The 19,278-nt window shown below is 70.9% G+C and carries 17 protein-coding genes; 12 read left to right on the forward strand and 5 right to left on the reverse strand.

Annotated features, from left to right (window positions below):
• Positions 1 to 46 precede the first annotated feature (46 nt).
• Both ACIBM5_RS15065 and ACIBM5_RS15070 read left to right on the forward strand, forming a co-directional pair.
• Positions 47 to 1,957 carry a DEDDh family exonuclease gene (locus ACIBM5_RS15065; protein ID WP_396007246.1) on the forward strand — a complete coding sequence of 637 codons (1,911 nt, stop codon included), beginning with the start codon at positions 47 to 49 and terminating at the stop codon, positions 1,955 to 1,957.
• Between the two features lie 102 nt (positions 1,958 to 2,059).
• Positions 2,060 to 2,494, forward strand: coding sequence for an SRPBCC family protein (locus tag ACIBM5_RS15070; RefSeq protein ID WP_396007247.1), 435 nt, complete (start codon positions 2,060 to 2,062; stop codon positions 2,492 to 2,494).
• 79 nt (positions 2,495 to 2,573) lie between these two features.
• On the opposite strand, the gene ACIBM5_RS15075 is transcribed toward ACIBM5_RS15070, so the two are convergent.
• On the reverse strand, positions 2,574 to 3,293 hold the full coding sequence (locus ACIBM5_RS15075; protein ID WP_396007248.1) for a M50 family metallopeptidase: 720 nt from the start codon (positions 3,291 to 3,293) through the stop codon (positions 2,574 to 2,576).
• Between the two features lie 276 nt (positions 3,294 to 3,569).
• Between ACIBM5_RS15075 and ACIBM5_RS15080 the strand changes: the two genes are divergently transcribed.
• The gene (locus ACIBM5_RS15080; protein WP_396007249.1) at positions 3,570 to 4,370 is read left to right on the forward strand and encodes an ATP-grasp domain-containing protein; all 801 of its coding nucleotides are present in this window, start codon (positions 3,570 to 3,572) and stop codon (positions 4,368 to 4,370) included.
• 52 nt (positions 4,371 to 4,422) lie between these two features.
• Here the strand turns inward: ACIBM5_RS15080 and ACIBM5_RS15085 are convergent, their stop codons facing one another.
• Complete coding sequence (locus ACIBM5_RS15085; protein WP_396007250.1) at positions 4,423 to 4,914, reverse strand: hypothetical protein; 492 nt, start codon at positions 4,912 to 4,914, stop codon at positions 4,423 to 4,425.
• Positions 4,915 to 5,273: 359 nt separating this feature from the next.
• Between ACIBM5_RS15085 and ACIBM5_RS15090 the strand changes: the two genes are divergently transcribed.
• The 7 genes from ACIBM5_RS15090 to ACIBM5_RS15120 all read left to right on the forward strand — a co-directional run bounded on the left by ACIBM5_RS15090 (position 5,274) and on the right by ACIBM5_RS15120 (position 13,671).
• Positions 5,274 to 6,173 (forward strand): helix-turn-helix domain-containing protein, encoded by a 900-nt coding sequence (locus tag ACIBM5_RS15090; protein ID WP_391587088.1) that lies wholly within the window; start codon positions 5,274 to 5,276, stop codon positions 6,171 to 6,173.
• Between the two features lie 14 nt (positions 6,174 to 6,187).
• Positions 6,188 to 6,409 (forward strand): DUF397 domain-containing protein, encoded by a 222-nt coding sequence (locus ACIBM5_RS15095; RefSeq protein WP_396007251.1) that lies wholly within the window; start codon positions 6,188 to 6,190, stop codon positions 6,407 to 6,409.
• A 226-nt stretch (positions 6,410 to 6,635) separates the two neighbouring features.
• Entirely contained in the window at positions 6,636 to 9,182 is a 2,547-nt protein-coding gene (gene valS / locus ACIBM5_RS15100; protein WP_396007252.1) for a valine--tRNA ligase, read from the forward strand.
• 130 nt (positions 9,183 to 9,312) lie between these two features.
• Positions 9,313 to 10,263 (forward strand): hypothetical protein, encoded by a 951-nt coding sequence (locus ACIBM5_RS15105; RefSeq protein ID WP_396007253.1) that lies wholly within the window; start codon positions 9,313 to 9,315, stop codon positions 10,261 to 10,263.
• Positions 10,264 to 10,678: 415 nt separating this feature from the next.
• Positions 10,679 to 11,608 (forward strand): hemin ABC transporter substrate-binding protein, encoded by a 930-nt coding sequence (locus tag ACIBM5_RS15110; protein WP_396007254.1) that lies wholly within the window; start codon positions 10,679 to 10,681, stop codon positions 11,606 to 11,608.
• Positions 11,609 to 11,710: 102 nt separating this feature from the next.
• Complete coding sequence (locus tag ACIBM5_RS15115; RefSeq protein WP_396007255.1) at positions 11,711 to 12,829, forward strand: FecCD family ABC transporter permease; 1,119 nt, start codon at positions 11,711 to 11,713, stop codon at positions 12,827 to 12,829.
• Complete coding sequence (locus ACIBM5_RS15120) at positions 12,829 to 13,671, forward strand: heme ABC transporter ATP-binding protein (RefSeq protein ID WP_396007256.1); 843 nt, start codon at positions 12,829 to 12,831, stop codon at positions 13,669 to 13,671. The genes ACIBM5_RS15115 and ACIBM5_RS15120 overlap by 1 nt, the downstream gene beginning before the upstream one ends.
• Here ACIBM5_RS15120 and ACIBM5_RS15125 read toward each other — a convergent pair.
• Together ACIBM5_RS15125 and ACIBM5_RS15130 are read right to left on the reverse strand one after the other, a co-directional pair.
• A complete protein-coding gene (locus tag ACIBM5_RS15125) occupies positions 13,668 to 14,588 on the reverse strand; it encodes an alpha/beta hydrolase (RefSeq protein WP_396007257.1) in 921 nt (306 codons plus the stop codon). The genes ACIBM5_RS15120 and ACIBM5_RS15125 overlap by 4 nt on opposite strands.
• A 193-nt stretch (positions 14,589 to 14,781) precedes the next feature.
• A complete protein-coding gene (locus tag ACIBM5_RS15130; protein WP_396007258.1) occupies positions 14,782 to 15,960 on the reverse strand; it encodes an FAD-dependent monooxygenase in 1,179 nt (392 codons plus the stop codon).
• A 256-nt stretch (positions 15,961 to 16,216) separates the two neighbouring features.
• Between ACIBM5_RS15130 and ACIBM5_RS15135 the strand changes: the two genes are divergently transcribed.
• Positions 16,217 to 16,909 (forward strand): TetR/AcrR family transcriptional regulator, encoded by a 693-nt coding sequence (locus tag ACIBM5_RS15135; protein WP_396007259.1) that lies wholly within the window; start codon positions 16,217 to 16,219, stop codon positions 16,907 to 16,909.
• A 61-nt stretch (positions 16,910 to 16,970) separates the two neighbouring features.
• Complete coding sequence (locus ACIBM5_RS15140) at positions 16,971 to 18,533, forward strand: APC family permease (RefSeq protein WP_396007372.1); 1,563 nt, start codon at positions 16,971 to 16,973, stop codon at positions 18,531 to 18,533.
• A gap of 80 nt (positions 18,534 to 18,613) precedes the next feature.
• Here the strand turns inward: ACIBM5_RS15140 and ACIBM5_RS15145 are convergent, their stop codons facing one another.
• Entirely contained in the window at positions 18,614 to 19,213 is a 600-nt protein-coding gene (locus ACIBM5_RS15145) for a hypothetical protein (protein WP_396007260.1), read from the reverse strand.
• Positions 19,214 to 19,278 lie beyond the last annotated feature (65 nt).

A 19,278-nucleotide genomic window follows, 5' to 3' on the forward strand; every position in this document is an offset into this window, starting at 1 on the left:
CGGGCCTCGGCCGCCGGCTTCCACCCGCGCGTTGTACGGTCCGTGAGTGACAGTCACACCGCTTGCCCACTGGCCCGCCGACTACCCGAGCGACTACGCCGTGGTGGACGTGGAGACCACCGGGCTCCGGAGTTCGGATCGGATCGTCTCGGTCGCCGTGGAGTTGCTCGATCGGGCCGGTACGGTGACCGACCGGTGGTCGACGCTGGTGGATCCGCGGCGCGATCCCGGGCCCGTGCACATCCACGGGCTGACCCCGGAACGGCTCGCGGGCGCACCCACGTTCGACCGGATCGCGGACGACCTGGCCGAGTACCTGGACGGGCGGGTGCTGGTCGCGCACAACGCGCCGTTCGACTGGGGAATGTTGACCTCGGAGTACCGCCGCCTGGACACGCCGTGGCCGATGCAGCGGCGGTTGTGCACGATGGCGCTGGCGCGGCACCTGGAACTGCCGATCGGCGACTACCGGCTGGCCACCCTCGCGGCGCACTATCGGGTCCGCCAACTGCGCGCGCACGACGCGGTGGACGACGCCCGGGTGCTCGGCGAGATCTTCCGCCTCAGCCTGCACGAGGCGGCCGGCGCCGGCCTGCCGCTGCCGCTGACCGTGCCCGACAGCGGGTCCGGGCTGCGTCGCGGGGCCGCGGCGCGCAAGCGCTTCCCGGAGCGGGCCGCCGCCGCGAAGGCGCCCTGCCCGTGGACGAATCCGGGCCGGCTCGACCTCGCGGTCGGCCTGGTCCAAGGCATGCGGGTGGCCGTCACCGGCGACGCGGGCCACGCGCGCGAGGAGTTGGAGCGGCAGGCGGCCGAGGCCGGTCTGTACGTGGCGACTTCGGTCAGCGGCAAGACCTCGGTCCTGGTGACCAACGACCCGAGCAGCGGCAGCGGCAAGAACCGTACGGCCGCCCGACTGGGCACGCCGGTGATCGACGAGGCCACCTACACGCGGCTGTTGGCCCGGGTTCGGCCGGGCACGCCGGTCGACGGATCGGCGGTGGTCGTGCTGCCGGCGCCGCGCACCGAGCCCGAGCCGACCGCCCGGGACGGCGAGGCCCCGCCGGCGCCGCCGGCCGCGCCGGTCGAGGCCGTCGTCCCGCCGAACACACCCGCGCCCGCCGTCGACGCCCCGCCGTCCGCCCGCCCGACGGTGCGTCAGGTCCTGGTCCTCCAGGGTCGGGACGAGCACGGCGAGGGCGGCCGGGTGCGCCAGCTCGTGCTCGAATCGGGCGCCCGGCTGCGGATCAACCTGACCTCGACGGTGGATACCGTGGTGGTGTTGCCCGGCGCGGCGGCCGACCCCCGGATCGCCCGCGCGCAGGCGTTCGGCGCGGTCTGCCTGACCGAGGCACAATGGCATGCCGCATTGGCCGAGGCGCGGGCGCCGGAGCGGGCCGGCGCGGATCCGGGCACCGACGCGGGCACGAGCGCGGGCAACCTCCCGCGCGGCGGCACGGTGCAACTGCCCGGCGGCGCCGCGCCCGGCCGGTGGACGCTCAACGCCTCCTGGGCCTGGGAGCGCCCCGACGAGGACATCGACATCGTGGCGTTCCTGCTGGACGAGCACGAACGGGTCCGCGGCGATTCCGATTTCGTGTTCTGGAACCAGCCGGTCGCTCCGCTGGACGTGGTCGCCCTGGACGCATCCGGCCCCGCCGAGCAGACCGTCACGCTCGAACTGGATGCGCTGCCACGTGATGTACGTCGCGTCGTGATCGCGGCCTCGGTCGACGGGACGAGCACGTTCGCGGCGGTCGGGCCGATCGAGATCGACGTGGCGCCGTTCCAGGCCACCTCGTTCGTCCGCTCGGTGCTGGACGCCGCGACGGTCGAACGGGTGTTGCTGCTCGGCACGTTCTACCGCCACGGTGCCGGTTGGAAGTTCCGTACCGAGGGCCAGGGCTACGAGTTCGACCTGGCCGGGCTGGCCGGTTCGTTCGGCGTGGAGATCGCCTGAGACCCGGTACGGACCGACGGGTAACCCGGGTGCGATTCGGTGCCCGGGCGGCGGAGTGGTTTGCTTGACCCGGCCGACAGCAATCGAGGGCAAGGAGTGGTCATGGCGCAGGTCAGGGCAACCGCACACACGACTGTGGCGGCGGAACCGGAGGCGGTTTTCGCGGCCGTCGCGGATTACGCGGTCGTGCGGCCCAAGCTGCTCACCGAGCACTTCTCGGAGTACGACGTGCGCGAGGGCGGCAAGGGTGCCGGCACGGTGGCGCACTGGCGGTTGCAGGCCACCAGCAAGCGTTCGCGCGACTGCCTGGTGACGGTCACCGAGCCGGCCGCCCTGACGCTGGTGGAGACCGACGCCAACTCGTCGATGGTCACCACGTGGACCGTGTCCGCGGCCGGTGCGGGCAGCCGGGTCGAGATCGTCACGGTGTGGAACGGAGCCGGGGGCATCGGGGGCTTCTTCGAGAAGACCTTCGCGCCGGCCGGGCTCAAGCGGATCTACGACGGCGTGCTCGCGAAGCTGCCCGACGCGCTCTGAGCAGACCTCGACCGCACGAAGGACGACGCCGGCCGACCCCACCACCGGGTGGAGCCGGCCGGCGTCGGCCCGATCCGGGTCAGGTGAGCAGCGACCCCGCGCCGATGCCCAGGGCCGCGGCCGAGACCAGCCCGAAGAAGCCGACCCACACCGCCCCGGGGATCCGGGTCAGGTCGGCGAGCTGATCCGCGTCCGACCACGGCGCCCGGCCGCGACTGCGCATCTGCTGGAGTTCGAACACCGGCCGCACCCCGGACACCAACAGGAACCACACCAGCAGGTAGGCGAACGCCGCCTGGATCCGCGCACTGGCCAACCAGGAGATCGCGAAGATCACCCCGCCGGTCAGCAACAACACCAGCGCGCCGAACCAGTTGCGTATCGCGATGAACATCAGCCCGAGCAGCACCAGCGCCACCCACAACACCATGGTTATGTGCGCGCCCGCCAGCAGTGCCGCGCCGCCCGCACCCAGGATGGACGGCGTGATGTAGCCGGCCATCGCGGTGAGCACCATCCCCGGGCCGGTCGGCCTGCCCACGGACACGGTCACGCCCGAGGTGTCCGAGTGCAGCCGGATGCCGGACAATCGGCGCCCGCTGAGCAGCGCGACCATCGCGTGGCCGCCCTCGTGCGCGATCGTCACCACCGACCGCAACGGCCGCCAGGTCGGGCGATACAGCACCACCACGACCGCGACCGCCCCGGTCACGAGCGCGAGCCAACTCGGCGGATCCGGTTGGGTCCCGACCACCCGGTCCCACAGATCCTGCAACGACACCGTGTCGACGCTGCTCACGCCGCCCCTCTCGTCCTACGTCCGTCCCCGACCCGAAACGCTACCGCCCACGCCACCCCGCCCACCGCGCCCGGACCTCCCCGTGACGCGACTGTCGCCGACTCGATTCCCCCACCGCACCCCGACCCCGCGCCTCGGCGAAGCTCGGCAGGACCAGCCGGCGCCCCGGCCACATCCACGATCGCGTCCCACAGACCGTCCCCCCGGCCGAGCCCTCGCCCGATTCCTGTCCGAAACCCGGTCGCCCCGCTGCGCGACACGCCCTAACGTGCCACCGTGATCCAGACCCTGGCCCTGTCCCGGCAACCCACCACAACCGCCGACCTTTTGGCCCGCGCCGCCACAGCCCGCGGGATGTCGGTCGCGGTGCTCGCCGGCCCGCGTCCCGACCTGGCCGGATCCGCGGCCTACTACGGCGGACCGCGATTCGCCGACACGGTCGCCGACTCGCTGGACGTGGCCCTGCTGGAGCCGGCCGACGACTGGTTGATCACCTTGCCCCAGCGCTGGACGCGGCGCGAGATCATCGCGACGACCATGGCCGAGGCACGCCGGCTGCGCATGCCGGCGTTCGTCAAGCCGCCGAGCGACAAGTCCTTCGAGGCGGCCGTGTACACCGACGGCACCCGGTTGCCGCGGGCTGTGCCCGGCGAAACGCCGGTCCTGGTCAGCGAGATCCGGACCTTCGTCGCCGAGTACCGGCTGTTCGTGCTGGACGGTGCCGTGCACACCGGTTCGCGCTACGCGACCTTCGGTCGGCTCGACCCGCTGCCGCTCGTCGAGGACGCCAGGTCCGGCGAACTCCTGTCCTTCGCAGCAGAGTTGCTCGACCGACCGGATGCCGACCTGCCCGGCGCGGTGGTCGTGGACATCGGCCTGGCCGGTACGGCCGACAGCGCCGAGGAGCACTGGGTCGTGGTGGAGGCCAACATGGCGTGGTTCAGCAACATCTACGCCGCCGAGCCCGCCCGCTGTCTCGACACGGTTCTGGCCGCCGCCGGCCCCGGAGCCGCCCTGGCCACTGCGGATCGACGCTTCGTTCGCCCCGGAACCCGCGCGTGGTCCGGGGCCGGGTGAGCGGATGGGGCAGCGGTGGGCCCGGGTGCGTCCGTGGTTCCCGGGAGGGGTGTCAGGTGGTGGGGGTGGGGTGGGTGGATTCGGCGTGCAGGTAGGCGGCGGCCAACGTGGTGACGCAGGTCAGGTTGGTGCCCAGGCCCGGGCGGACGATCCAGGTCATCGACGAGCCGGGATGGGGGTGCGGGCCGGGCAGGGTGAGGCAGCCGCCGTGCCCGACGTAGTGGTACCGCGTGCCGTCGGACGGGCCGACCGCGGCAAGCCACACCTCGGCGCTGCCCGGGCCGACCAGGTAGGCCCACTTGCCCGCGTGCTCCTCGGCGATCACCGCGCCGGTGGGTTCGGCCGCGGCGGTGAGCAGGTCGAGTACGGCGGCGCCCAGCTCGGCCCGCATCACGACGGCGTCGAACAACCGGCCCGTGTCCGCCGCGCGGCGTGCTCCCGGGTTGGTCAGCCAGGTGTACCGCGTGTCGCGCGGATCGCGGGTGGCGGCGCTGATCCATGCGATGCCTTCCCGGTTCACGCCGGCGTCTTGCTCCTGCAGCATGCTCCCTCGCCTCCCAACGGTCGGGAAAAGGCGCGACCGGTCGCTCGCGAGCGCCCCGGCGGGTGGTCGAGGGGTCGCTGTAAGTAGCGTCCCCGGTGGGCGTAATAAGTGCAAGTCAAACAACTCACTCGACTTGCAACGTGTCGGATATGAGTACCATGACGGCGACTCGCGGGGTGCAATCCCCGAAGACTCGGAAATACGGAAGCTCGAAAAGGTTCCACGCAGGCTCACGAAAGACTCGAACGCGGCTCCGGAGAAGCTCGGCGCAGTTCGAACGCGGCTGGAAAGAAGACTCGAACGAAAGCTCGAACGACCTGGAGAACCGCGGCACGGGCAGTGCGGGATCGGGAGGAAACATGGGCGCCGAGCAATATCCGACGGTGCGCAGGCGCGTTCTGGGCGCCAACCTGCGTCGCCTGCGCGAGGATGCGTCGCTGCTGCTCGAAGACGCCGCCGATGCCCTCTCCTGCCATCCCGCGAAGGTGAGCCGGATCGAGTCCGGCCGCAGCGGGATCCGTGCGCTCGACCTGAAGGCGTTGCTCGACCTGTACGAGGTGCACGATCCGACCGCGCGCGAGGGCTGGCTGGCGCTCGCCCGCGAGGGGCGTCGGCAGCGCTGGTGGCGCGATCTGGCCGACCGACTGCCGCAGGACTTCCTGGACTTGATCGGGCTGGAGGCCGAGGTGGCGTCCTGTCTGGGATTCCAGCCCAGCATCATCCCGGGGTTGTTCCAGACCGAGGAGTACGCCACGGCGGTGATCCGCGGCGGCACGGTGGGACCGGTCGACGAACAGTGCCGTACTCGGGTCCGGGTGCGCCTGGATCGACAGCGCGTGCTCACCCGCGAGGAACCCGCGCCGCTGGAAGTGTTGATGGTGATCGGCGAGGCCGCGCTGCGCCAGGAAATAGGCGGCCGACGGGTGCTGCGCGAGCAACTCGTGCGCTTGATCGAAATTGCACAACTATCGAACGTGACCGTGCAAGTACTACCCTTTTCGGCAGGCGCCTATCCGGGCGGCCCCACGCCGTTCTCGATCTACGGATTCCCTCCCCCATCGGGGATGGAAGTGGTCTCGCTGGAGAACATCACCAGCCACGCGTACCTGGAAAGAGCCCAGGACACCGCTCACTACGGCAAGGTCTTCGCCGACTTGCGGGGCATCGCACTCAGTCCCGTCGAGTCCGAGGCCTTCATCGCGGCCAGTGCCCAGCAACTCGCAGACCGAGTCACTCGACCGGAGCGACTCGCCGACTGAGTAGGAAGAACGCCATGTCCCAGAACACCTTGCCCGCGAACTCCTCGCCACGGAACACCTCGTCCCGTTGGGTCAAGAGCTCCTACAGCATGCAGAACGGCGACTGCACCGAGATCCGTCCGCACCCGGACGGCACCGTCGACGTCCGGGACAGCAAGGACCCGGCCGTGGGCCGGTTGACCATCGCCCGTACCCCCTGGACCACGTTCGTCGGCACCCTGCGCACGAACGCCTGACCGACCACCACCGCCGACCGACCGCGCCGGCCGACCACCCCGACCGAGGTCTGCGGGCCGCCCCACCCCCCGAAGGGCGGCCCGCCGACCCGACCGCACGCCGCACCGCACCCGCCGCACCACCGCCGCCGACCGGACCCACGTGCACGCCGCCTCGCCACGCCGCCACGCCGCCGCGCGGGAATCGGGTCGAGTCGGGCCGCGGCTCCCGGTACGCTCCGGGGGCATGGTCGCCCCCTCCGGTTCCGCCCGCATGCCCGACAAGCCCACTCTCGACGGGCTGGAAGCGAAATGGTCGCGCGTCTGGGAAGAGACGGGCGTATACCGCTTCGACCGGAGCCGGACCCGCGACGAGGTCTACTCCATCGACACCCCACCGCCCACGGTCAGTGGATCGCTGCACGTGGGACACGTGTTCTCGTACACCCACACCGACGCCATCGCGCGCTACCGCCGGATGTGCGGACGCGAGGTCTTCTATCCGATGGGCTGGGACGACAACGGTCTGCCCACCGAGCGGCGGGTGCAGAACCACTTCGGCGTGCGCTGCGACCCGGCGCTGCCGTACGACGCCGACTTCGTGCCGCCCGAGCAGCCGGGCAAACAGCAGATCCCGGTCTCCCGGCGGAACTTCATCGAATTGTGCGAACAACTGACGCACGAGGACGAGAAGGCGTTCGAGGAACTGTGGCGATTGCTGGGCCTGTCCGTCGACTGGACGATGACCTACCAGACCATCGACGCGGTCTCGCGTACCGCCTCGCAACGGGCCTTCCTGCGCAACCTGGAGCGCGGCGAGGCCTACCCGGCCGAGGCGCCCACGCTGTGGGACGTCAGCTTCCGCACCGCGGTCGCGCAGGCCGAGTTGGAGGACCGGGAGCGTCCCGGCGCCTTCCACCGACTGGTGTTTCGCGGGCCGGCCGGCGACGCGCTGGAAATCGCGACCACCCGGCCGGAGTTGTTGCCCGCGTGCGTCGCCCTGGTGGCGCATCCCGACGACACGCGCTACACGCACCTGTTCGGAAGCAGCGTGCGCACGCCGCTGTTCCGCGTGCCGGTTCCGGTGTACGCACACCCGCTGGCCGACCCGGAGAAGGGCTCCGGGATCGCCATGGTGTGCACCTTCGGCGACACCACCGACGTCACCTGGTGGCGTGAACTGCGCCTGGACACCCGGGCCGTGCTCGGCCGGGACGGCCGCTTCCTGAGCGATCCGCCGGCCGGGCTCGACACCCCCGAGGCGGTCGAGGCGTACGCCCGCCTGGCCGGTGCGACCGTGTTCACCGCGCGCGAGCGGATCGTGGCGATGTTGCGCGAGAGCGGCGAACTCGTCGGCGATCCCAAGCCGATCACGCACGCGGTCAAGTTCTACGAGAAGGGCGACAAGCCGCTCGAAATCGTCACCACCCGACAGTGGTACCTGCGCAACGGCGGGCGCGATGCCGAGCTGCGGGCCCGACTGCTGGACCGGGGAGCGGAGTTGGCCTGGCACCCCGCGCACATGAAGGTCCGCTACGACAACTGGGTCGAAGGCCTCAACGGCGACTGGTTGATCAGCAGGCAGCGCTTCTTCGGGGTCCCAGTGCCGCTGTGGTATCCGCTGGACGAGGCCGGACAGCCGCGCCACGACGCGCCGTTGCGCCCCGCCGAGGCGGATCTGCCGATCGACCCGTATACCGATGTGCCGCCCGGCTACCGGGCCGAACAGCGCGGCGAGCCGGGCGGGTTCGTCGGCGACGCGGACGTGATGGACACGTGGGCGACCTCCTCGCTCACGCCGCAGATCGCGGGCGGCTGGTGTCGCGACGACGACCTGTTCGCCCGGGTCTTCCCGATGGACCTGCGTCCGCAGGCGCACGAGATCATCCGTACCTGGTTGTTCTCCGCCGTGGTGCGTGCGGACGCGGAGAACCACAGCCTGCCGTTCGCACACGCGGCGATCTCCGGCTGGATCCTGGACCCGGACCGCAAGAAGATGTCCAAGTCCAAGGGCAACGTGGTCACTCCGGTGGACCTGCTCGCGCAGCACGGTTCGGATGCGGTGCGCTACTGGGCGGCGAGCGGCCGGCCGGGCGTGGACACCGCGTTCGACGTCGGGCAGATGAAGGTCGGCCGCCGGTTGGCGATCAAGCTGCTCAACGTCGGCCGGTTCGTGCTCTCGATCGGCGCGGCCGAGGCGCCCGACGCGGTGCGCGAACCGCTCGACCTGGCCCTGCTCGCCGAGGTCGCGGAGGTGGCCCGCGCGGCGACCGAGGCATTCGAGGACTACGACTACGCCCGGGCGCTGGAGCGGACCGAGCGGTTCTTCTGGTACTTCTGCGACGACTACGTCGAGTTGGTCAAGGCCCGCGCCTACGGCGAGGCGGGCACCGCGGCGGGTGCCGAGTCGGCCCGGGCGGCGCTCGCGAGTGCGCTGTCCGTACTGCTGCGACTGCTTGCGCCGGTGTTGCCGTTCGCGACCGAGGAGGTGTGGTCGTGGTGGCAGGACGGATCGGTGCACCGGGCGGTTTGGCCGGCCCCGCAGCCGCCGGCGGCGGACCGGGCCCTGCCGGGTGTCGCGTCCGAGCTGATCGCCGCGGTGCGCAAGGCCAAGTCCGCCGCGCGGCTCTCGATGCGTGCCGCCGTCGCGGGCGTCACCATCACCGGCGACCCGGCCGAACTGGCCCGGGTGGCCCTGGTCGAGACGGACCTGCGCGCGGCCGGACACATCGCCCGCATCGACCTGGTGCCGGCGGACGGGCCGCTCACCGTGGAGGTCGACCTCGCGCAATGATCGCCGGCCGGGGTCACCGGCCGCGATCGTCGGCCGGGATCGCCCGGCCGCATCGATGGTCGGGAGCGCTCGCCGGGGATCGACGGCAATAATCATTGACTCGGCCAAGTACCCGTAGTACCCGTTGGCCATGACCCCTGAGCATGTCGAGCACCACCCCGACGATCGTTTCCACCCGCCGACCAGCGACGACCCGTACTGGTCGGAGACCTCCTGGTTCACCTTCACGGTTCCGGAAAAGCGGCTGTCCGGGCAGCTGTATCCGTTCTTCCGGGCGAACCAGGGGGTTGCGGCGGGCGGCGCGTACTTCTGGGACGACAGCGGGCAGCACCCGCACGAGGCGGTCTACGCCAAGAACTTCTGGCATCTGCCGATCCCCGACCAGGACCTGACCGACCTGCGGCTGCCGAACGGGTTCCGGGTGCGCTGTGTGCGGCCGCAGGCGGTGTACGAGGTCGGCTACGACGACCCGGACGGCGGCGACGAGATCCACGTCGATCTGACCTTCACCGCCGTGCTGCCGCCGCATTACCTCGGCGACAAGCACGTGGACCAGCCCGGCCGGTACACCGGCACGGTGGTGCTGCGCGGCGAGGAGATCCGGGTCGACTCGTACGGCTTCCGGGACCGTTCGTGGGGGCCGCGCTCGCAGTTCGGTCCGGGCCTGATGCAGTCGCCCGCCAAGCGGGGCGGCTACAGCTACGCGACCGCCTCGGAGCGGGACGCCTTCCACAGCATCACCATGGACTTCGGTTCGGGGTGCGTGTCCATCCACGGCTATCTGCTCCGCGACGGCACCTGGGCCAAGCTGGCCAAGGGGCGCCGCGAAGTGGTCGAACGCGACGACGCCACCGGCTGGGCCACCCGGATCGTGCTGGAGGGGGTCGACGAACTCGGTCGCGAACTGCACGCCGAAGGGCGCATGCACAACCGGCTCGGCTTCTTCCTGAACCCGAACCTGTTCACCGTCAACGGCCTCACCGAGTGGACCTTCGACGGCGTCACCGCATGGGGCGAGGACCACGAGAACTTCTCCGCGGCCGAGATCCGCCGGCACAGCCGCGCCTGGCGCGAGCGCTGACCGAATCGACCGACGCGGGGCGAAGGGCCTAGGCCGTGTCCGGCGGATCTTGGTGGGGCCGCGCCGCCTGGCACCGCGTCTCGCCGCACCGGAGAAACAGCCGAATAGAACCACTATGCGGCTGCTCCTCCGGCACGCCGAGCCACGGCACCAGACGACGCGACCTCATCCACCAAGATCCACCGGACACGGCCTAGCCCCCGGCGCACGGGGTGCTCGATCCCGCCCGCCGGGGGAGCGCGCCGCCGCCCGCGTGTGACGTTGTGCACCCGGCCCGGGCTTGAAGTTAGGCAAGCCTCACCTCTAGGTTGCGGAGTGGGACAAGGCAAGGCTTGCCTAAGAACGGAACCTCCTCGTCCGCTCACTCCACAGCTCGAAAGGCCGCCTGATGCGTCTGCGTCGAACAAGCTTGAAGGTGGCCGCGGCCGTCCTCGCCGTCACCGCGTTCGCCACGGCGTGCGGCGACGACGACAAGAAGTCCGACGGCAAGTCCGACAAGGCCCCGGCGGGTTCGGTACTGCCCGCCACCGTGGACACCACGATGGGCAAGGTCACCGTCAAGGACGCGAGCCGGATCGTTCCGCTCGGCGGCGACGTCGCGCAGACCGTATACGCACTGGGCCTGGGCTCGAACGTCGTCGGCGTGGACACCTCGGGTGCGGTCCTGCCGGAGAGCAAGGGCAAGCCGACCTTCGGCAACTCGCGCGGCCTCAACCCCGAGGGCATCCTCGCCCAGCGGCCCACGGTCGCCATCGGCAGCGCCTCGGTCGGCCCGCGCACCGCGATCGACCAGCTCAAGGCGGCCGGCGTGCCGATCGTGCTGATCCCGGACAGCAGCAAGCCCGAGGACGCGGTCACCCGGATCACCACCATCGCCACCGCGCTGGGCGTGCCGGACAAGGGCAGGACACTCGCCGACCGGACCGCCGGCGAGATCGCCACGGCCAAGGCCAAGGGCGCCCAGGCCGCCACCAAGCCGCGCGTGGCGTTCCTCTACATCCGCGGGCAGGCCAACCTGTACCAGATCGGCGGCAAGGGCCTGGGCCCGGACAGCATGATCACCGCCGCCGGCGGCATCGACACCGGCACCGAGCTCGGCGTGCAGATGTCCGCCGCGCTGACCCCCGAGGCGATGGTCTCGGCCAAGCCCGACGTCATCCTCGTCTTCCAGAAGGGCCTGGAGTCGGTCGGCGGCGTCGACGGCGTGCTCAAACTGCCCGGCGTCGCCCAGACGCCTGCCGGCCGGAACCGCAAGGTCGTCGCGATGGACGACCTGGAGCTGGGCGGCGGCGGGCCGACGGCCGGTGTCGCGCTGAACAAGCTCGTCGATCTGCTGCATGGCTAGGGCCACCCGGGTCGGCCGTCCGCAAGCGCCGGACGGGCCGACTCGGCTCGTCCGAACCGCAAGGACACCCGACGGGAAGATGCGGGGGAGACCGTGGCCACGGTGACGGAGCGTCAGGAACCCACGGACGAACCGGGTACACCGGCACCGGCGGTCGAACTCGCCACGACGACAGTCGTGGTGTCGGCGGCGCCGCGTCGACACGGCCGTTGGCTGATCCCGACCCTGGTGTTGCTGCTCCTGGCCACGAGTGTCGTCTCGGCCGGCATGGGCGCCTTCGACATCCCCTCCGACCAGGTGCTCTCCTCGGTGCTGCACCATATCGGCCTGGACGTCGGTCACGTGTCGCAAGCCAACGAGGCCGTGTTGTGGAACATCCGCTTCCCGCGCATCGTGCTCGGCATCATGGTCGGCGCGTGTTTGGGCTGTGCCGGGGCCGCCATGCAGGGCGTGTTCGGCAACCCGCTCGCCGAGCCCGGCGTGATCGGGGTGTCCTCCGGCGCGGCGCTCGGCGCGGTCGGCGCGATCGTGCTGGGCGTGTCCACCTTCGGCTCCTGGACGGTGACCGCGTTCGCCTTCGCCGGCGGCCTGCTCACCACGCTCTTCGTCTACCTGCTCTCCCGCTCCGACGGCCGCACCGAAGTGGTCACCCTGGTCCTGACCGGCATCGCGATCAACGCGCTGGCCGGCGCCGCGATCGGGCTGTTCACCTTCGTCGCCGACGATGCCGAACTGCGCAGCATCACGTTCTGGAACCTGGGCAGCGTCGGCGGGGCGAGCTGGAAGATCATCGGTGCGCTCGCACCGTTCGCGATCGTCGGCCTGCTGATCCTGCCCCGGTATGCCCGGGCGCTGGACATCATGGCGCTCGGCGAACGCGGCGCCCGGCACCTGGGCGTGGACACCGAACGGGTGCGCGTCGTGGTGGTCGTGCTCAGCGCCACCCTGGTCGGCGCGGCCGTCGCCGCGGCCGGCGTGATCACCTTCGTCGGCCTGGTCGTCCCGCACATCATCCGGCTGATTGCCGGCCCGCGACACCGGCTGCTGCTGCCCGCGAGCGCCGTGCTCGGTGCGCTGGTCACCGTCGGCGCCGACCTCGCGGCGCGCACCGTCGCGATGCCCAAGGAGGTCCCGCTCGGCGTGCTCACCGCGCTGATCGGGGCCCCGTTCTTCCTGTGGCTGCTGCGCAGGACCCGTTCCCGGCAAGGAGGTTGGGCCTGATGAGGCTGCTCGCCCGGAACCGGACCGCGGCACTCGCGCCGGCGCCCGAAGTCGGCGCGATCGGCGTCCGGGCCGAGGACGTCGGCTACGCCATCGCCGGCCGCAACCTGGTCGACGGTGTCTCGTTGACCGTGCGCCACGGCGAGATCGTCGCGGTGCTCGGCCCCAACGGCGCGGGCAAGTCCACCCTGCTCGGCCTGCTCACCGGCGACCTGACGCCGCATCACGGCAGCGTGCGGATCGCCGATCGGGCGTTGTCCGACTACTCGCAGCGCGAACTGGCGCTGCGCCGCGGGGTGTTGCCGCAGAGCGTCACGCTGTCCTTCCCGTTCACCGTGGACGAGGTGGTGCGGATGGGCCGCGCGCCGCACGCGGGGCTGCCGAGCGAGGAGTCCGAGGACACGATCGTGGCCCGGGTCCTGGCCGAGACCGACGTGGCGCACCTGGCCGACCGCGCGTACCCGTCGCTGTCCGGCGGCGAGCGGGCCCGGGTCGCGCTCGCCCGAGTGCTCGCGCAGGGCGCGCCCGTACTCTTCCTCGACGAACCCACCGCCGCCCTGGACCTCAAGCACACCGAGGACGTGCTGCGGTTGGCCCGGGACCGGGCCCGGCGGGGCGACGCGGTGGTGATCGTGCTGCACGACCTCAACCTGGCCGCCGCCTACGCGGATCGCATCGCCCTGCTCGCCCAGGGCCGACTGGTCGCCTGCGGCCCGCCCGAACAGGTCTGCACCGCACCGGTGTTGTCCGAGTTGTACGGCCATCCGGTGGAGGTGCTGCGCCGACCCGGCACGGACGAGTTGCTGATCCTGCCGTCGCGCCGAGGCGGCCCCACGGCTTAGGGATGCAGCGCCTTGCGCAGTGCGGCGAAGGAGCCCGAGGCGCACTCCGCGCAGCGCGGCACCAGGTCCACGAAGCTCATGAAGCCGTGCACCATGTCGTCGAACAGTTCGCACTCGACCGCGCCGCCCGCCTCGCGCAACCGCTCGGCGAAGTCCGCACCCTCGTCGCGCAGTGGATCGTGGCCGGCCAGGACCACATGCGCCGGCGCCAGGCCGGACAGGTCCGCGATGGTGCCGATCGAGGCGTACGGGCCCAGTTCGTCGAGTCCGCGCCCGCCGAGGTAGTGCGCCATGAACCACGCGATCGACTCGGCGGTGAGCAGCGGCGCGTTCGCGTTCTCGATCCGCGACGCGGTGCCCTCGACGCCGGTCGCCGGGTACCACAACATCTGCAACACCGGTTGCCGAAGCCCGTGTTCGCGGGCCAGCAGGCATGTGGTCGCGGACAGCGTGGCGCCCGCGCTGTCGCCGGCCAGCGCGATCCGGTCGGGGTCGACACCGAGTTCGGCGGCGTTGTCGAGCACCCATCGGTACGCGGCGAGCGCGTCCTCGATCGCGGCCGGGAACGGGTGTTCCGGGGCGAGTCGATAGTCCACCGAGAGCACCACACACTCGGCGTGCCGGGCGATCCGCCGAGCCAGCGCATCGTGACTGTCCAGGCCGCCGATCACGAACCCGCCGCCGTGGAAGAACACGGTCACCGGCAGATCGGGCTCCGTCGAGGGCCGGTACACCCGAACGGGCAGCGCGTCGACGGCGCCCGGGATGGTGCGATCGTGCACCCGGGCCAGCTCGGTCATCACCGGAAGCAGGCCGATCCCGGCGTCGATGGTCGCCCGCGCGGTGGCCGCGTCGCCCACGAACAGATCCTCCGGCATGACACTCAACAACTCCACGAGCTGCGGATCGATCGACACCGTGTTCCCTCTCCGTCATCCACATACCGGCCGGTACGGAATGTACGACGCATCCCTTCCCGGGGGAACCGGCAGAGCCCACCCAGTGCCGTCGAGGGCTCGACGCCACCGACGTGCGGGCAGGCGCGGGTGGGGCGGATCGATTCCGAGGGCGAGTCGGGATGGTCCCGGCCGGGTTCGAGGCCGGGGCATGTCAGGTGAAGTCCACCGGCGGGCGCCAACTCAGGATCGAGTCCAACGGCCGCAGGGCCGCGTCCGGCGCCCATCGCCCGGCCACCCGCAGGAGCCCGTCCCGGATCGCCACGGCGCCCCGGCCCTCCCATTGCGCCATCGCCCCCAGCCGGCGCGACTTCCGCACGACCTCCGAGGTCCGGGCCAACCTGCGCTCGGTGTACTCCGGGAGCGCCCGAACCACCCCGTCGGCGGGCACTTCCGTGAGTACGTCGGCGAGTTCGATGGCGTCCTCCAAGGCCTGGTTGCCGCCCTGACCCAGGTTGGGTGTCATCGCGTGTGCCGCGTCGCCGATCAGCGCGACCCGTCCCCGGTGGTGCGCGGGCAGCGGATCGGCCATCTCGTGTACGTCCAGGTGCAGGATCCGTTCCGGCGTCGCGGCCTCGATCAACCGGCCGATCGGCGCGTGGAAGTTCCGGTACAGGCGCAGCAGTTCGGCCCGCTCGTCGCCGTGCGTGAGACCGGCCGGGCGGTTTGCGGTCGCGTACCAGTACACCCGGCCGTCGGCCAGCGGCATCGCGCCGAAGACCAGGCCGCGACCCCACGTCTCGCCCGGCACGATCTCGATTCCCGGCACGATCGCGCGCCACGTGGTGAATCCGGCGTAGCGCGGGCCGGGGTGCTCGGGGAAGAGCGCGTGTCGGATCGGCGAGCGGATTCCGTCGGCGCCGACCACGAGATCGGCGGTCAGCGTCTCGCCGGTCGTGGTGGTCACCGACGCCCGCTCGTCGGGGCCGCCCGGCCGGGCGGTCAGCACGGTCGTCCCGGTGCGCAGCGCGTCCGCCGGCAGGCCCGCGAGCAGCACTCGCATCAGCTCGGCCCGCGGCGCCAGGACCATCGGTTCGCCGAAACGCTCGACGAATGCCTCGCCGCTGGTGGGCGCGAGCACCCGCCCGTCCGGTCGTCGCAGCGTCGCGGCGCCCCGGATCGCGGCCAACCCGCGGAGCGGCTCGCCCGCGCCGACGGCGTCCAGCGCGCGCAGCCCGTTCGGCGCGAGGGCGATGGCCGCGCCGATCGGCTCCAGGGTGGCGGCGCGTTCCAGGACCACCACCGACCATCCCTTGCGATGCAGGGCGGTCGCGGCGGTGAGCCCCCCGGGGCCGGCGCCGACGACGATCGCTTCGGGCTTGGTGACGGACATGCTTCCCCCAGTGTCGGTGCCGGTGTTGGTACCGGTCTCGGCGTCGATGCCGATGCCTCGACGGCGGTGCTTCGACGTCGATGCCTCGTGGTGATGCCTCATGGTGAGGTCGACGTCGGCGCTTCGACGGCGGTGCCTCGATGTCCACTACAGGTGTAGAGGTCGTGACATTGACTCTACACCTGTAGTGACGATTGCCTCTACAGATGTAGCGCTCGGATCTCTACAGGCGTAGCGGGCATGGCAGGCTGGCGCGGTGACCACCGCGAAGCGCACCAGCCCCGACCGTCCGGACCGTCTCGTGCTGATCGGCGACACCGCGATCCGCCTGCTCGTCGAGCGCGGCATGCGCGGTCTGACCCATCGTGCCGTCGACGAGAGCGCGGGCCTGCCGCCCGGATCCACCTCGTACTACGCGCGCACGCGCGCCGCGCTCCTGGAGGTGGCGCTTGCCCGGATGACCGTCCTGGAGGCGGGCGAGTTCGCCCCGGCGCTGGCCGACGGCGCGTCGCCCCCCGCGCTGCCGGGCGACCCGGCGGGCGTCGCGGACCTGGTCGCGGAGATCGTGGACGCCGCGATCCGGGAGGGGCGGGACCAGAAGATCGCCCGCTACGAGCTGGCTCTGGAGGCGACTCGCCGGCCCGAGCTGCGCACGGTGTACGACGAGGCGGGTGCGGTGTTCCGAGGTGCGGCGGTGGGCATGCTCGCCGCCCTCGGCTCGCCCGCGCCCGAGCGGCACGGCCGTTTTCTGGTCGCGTGGTGCGAAGGGGTGATGTTCGACGCGATCGCCGGCGCGGGGTGGGCGACGCCGCCGTCCCGGGCCGACATCCGGGTCGGAGTCACCGAACTCCTGGCCGGGATGCTCGTCGGTGCGGCCCCTTCGGCCCCCGGTCCGCTCGGCGGAAAAGCCCCAACGAGTGACATGAACGACTCACCGGATCGTTCGTGACCCCCTTGGTCAAAAGTCGTTTCATCCTGACTTAGTCTGTTCGCTTGTGAGTAATGAGCACGTGCGCCAAAAGGGCGATAGGCACCACCGGGTAGGCGAGTCGCACTACCTCCCGGAGTCCGATCTCAAGGACAAGGGGCTGAACCGAAATTCCATCGGCCTGCTGGGGAGTGTGGTCGTCGCCATCTCCACGGTGGCGCCGGTGTACACCCTCACCGGCGCGCTCGGGCCCACGGTCAACAAGGTCGGCACCCACGCCCCGGCGATCTTCCTGGTCGGCTTCGTCCCGATGTTGCTCGTCGCCTTCGCCTACCGCGAACTCAGCAAGGCGGTGCCGGACGCGGGTACCTCGTTCACCTGGACGGTCAAGGCGTTCGGCCCGCGGGTGGGCTGGATGTGCGGCTGGGGCCTGGTGATGGCCACCGTCATCGTGTTGTCCAACCTGGCCGGCATCGGCACGTCGTTCTTCTATCTCGCGCTCGGCGAGGCGGTCGGCAGCGACTGGGTCAAGGAGCTGGACGACAACAAGCTGGTGCACGTGCCCACGTGTCTGGTCTTCATCGCGATCGCCACCGCGATCAGCTATCGCGGCATGACGGTGACCAAGCGGGTCCAGTACGTGCTCGTCGCACTGCAACTCGCGGTGCTCGCCCTGTTCGTCGTGATGGCGATCGGCAAGGCCACGGCCGGCGACGTACCCACGTCGATCCCGTTCTCGTGGGACTGGTTCAACCCGTTCGGGATCGACGGCGGCTTCACCGCGCTGACCGCGGGCCTGTCGTTGTCGATCTTCATGTACTGGGGCTGGGACACGGCCCTGAGCATCAACGAGGAAACCGCCGGCGGCCCCAAGGTCCCGGGTCGGGCCGCGATCATCTCGGTGCTGTTCATCGTGGTGGCCTACCTGATGACCGGCGTCGCCACGCTGATGTACGCGGGTACCGGAACCACCGGGCTGGGCCTGAACAACGACGAGGACGACAACATCTTCGCGAAACTGGCCGACCCGGTGATGGGTTCGGGTCTGGGCATCCTGATGTTCGTCGCGGTGCTCGCCAGTTCGGTCGCCAGCCTGCAGACCACCTTCATCCCGGTCGCCCGCACGCTGTTGTCGATGAGCGCGTACGAGGCGGTGCCCAAGGTGTTCTCCCGGGTGCATCCCAGCTTCAAGACGCCGGGCTTCGCGACCATCTCGGCCGGGGTCGCGACGGGCGCGTTCTACACGATCATGACGATCCTGTCGGAGAACGTGCTCACCGACACCATCTACGCGCTCGGCCTGATGATCTGCTTCTACTACTCGCTGACCGCGTTCTCCTGCGTGTGGTACTTCCGCAAGGACCTCTCGCGCAGCTTCGAGGACCTGATGGTCAAGGGCGTCATGCCGGCGCTCGGCGGGCTGATGCTGGGCGCGATCTTCATGAAGACGCTGGTGGACGTGGCCGACCCGAACTACGGCGACGGCAACCGGGTGGCCGGGGTGGGCAGCGTGTTCATCATCGGCGTCGGCCTGTTGCTGCTCGGCGCGGTACTGATGGAGGTCCGTCGAATCGTGAGCCCGGCGTTCTTCCGGGGCGAGATCCTCAAGCGGGACACGCCCGTACTGGTGCCGGACGAGGGCTGAGCCATCCTCGTCGGTCGCGCACGCCGCGGGGTGTGTGCGCGACCGTGCGACCCTCGCCCGGTCCCGGACAGGGCCTAGGCCTAGCGGTTCTGGATGGCGTCCATCGCGACCGCGACGCAGATCGCCAGGCGGCGGTCCATGGTCGGGTCGGGCAGCTTCACCAGGTACTGGTCGCGAAGCTTCATCTGCCGCTCGACGGTCAGCACCGCGTTGCCGCCCTCGTCGACGAAGTCGAAGTGGTAGGTCGGCGCCGGCAGCCACGCGCCGACCACGGGTATGAAGCCCCACACGCGGCGCAGTATCGCGCCGAACAGGCTGCGCTCCTGGCCCACCGCCTTGGCCGCGTCCGGGCGTTCCAGGTTCCAGGTGGAACGCAGGAGGGACTTCTTGAAGTCCTTCGAGAACATGCCGAGGTTGCTGCCCTCGACGCCGATCACGTCGTGCTGGGCACGGACGTCGAGCATCTGGCGCGCCTTGAACCGGGCGAGTTCGGTGGTCTTGGTGTCATCCGTGTAGAGGATGACCTCTTCCTTGAGCTTGCCGCGCTTTTGCTGCGCGAACGCGATCACCGGTCCGTGGTTGCCGTCCGGACCGACCAGGTGCACCACGTACTGGTTCACGATCGGGCGGAAGTTCTGGCGGATGATCAGCTGTGTTTCGTTCTGGAACGGCATGGTCATGACGTGCGGGATCCCCCAGGAAAAACGGAGCGTTGGCGAATCTGTCCGCCGGAAGCGCACAACCT

It is taken from the genome of Embleya sp. NPDC050493 (assembly GCF_044458105.1).
Lineage (GTDB): Bacteria > Actinomycetota > Actinomycetes > Streptomycetales > Streptomycetaceae > Embleya.

What these genes read in the sequence shown, in the direction of transcription:
- ACIBM5_RS15070 (WP_396007247.1), top strand. Translation starts at nt 2,060, where the DNA reads ATGGCGCAGGTCAGGGCAACCGCACACACGACTGTGGCGGCGGAACCG.
- valS (WP_396007252.1), top strand. Translation starts at nt 6,636, where the DNA reads ATGGTCGCCCCCTCCGGTTCCGCCCGCATGCCCGACAAGCCCACTCTC.
- ACIBM5_RS15095 (WP_396007251.1), top strand. Translation starts at nt 6,188, where the DNA reads ATGTCCCAGAACACCTTGCCCGCGAACTCCTCGCCACGGAACACCTCG.
- ACIBM5_RS15105 (WP_396007253.1), top strand. Translation starts at nt 9,313, where the DNA reads ATGACCCCTGAGCATGTCGAGCACCACCCCGACGATCGTTTCCACCCG.
- ACIBM5_RS15145 (WP_396007260.1), bottom strand. Translation starts at nt 19,213, where the DNA reads ATGACCATGCCGTTCCAGAACGAAACACAGCTGATCATCCGCCAGAAC.
- ACIBM5_RS15090 (WP_391587088.1), top strand. Translation starts at nt 5,274, where the DNA reads ATGGGCGCCGAGCAATATCCGACGGTGCGCAGGCGCGTTCTGGGCGCC.
- ACIBM5_RS15130 (WP_396007258.1), bottom strand. Translation starts at nt 15,960, where the DNA reads ATGTCCGTCACCAAGCCCGAAGCGATCGTCGTCGGCGCCGGCCCCGGG.
- ACIBM5_RS15120 (WP_396007256.1), top strand. Translation starts at nt 12,829, where the DNA reads ATGAGGCTGCTCGCCCGGAACCGGACCGCGGCACTCGCGCCGGCGCCC.
- ACIBM5_RS15085 (WP_396007250.1), bottom strand. Translation starts at nt 4,914, where the DNA reads ATGCTGCAGGAGCAAGACGCCGGCGTGAACCGGGAAGGCATCGCATGG.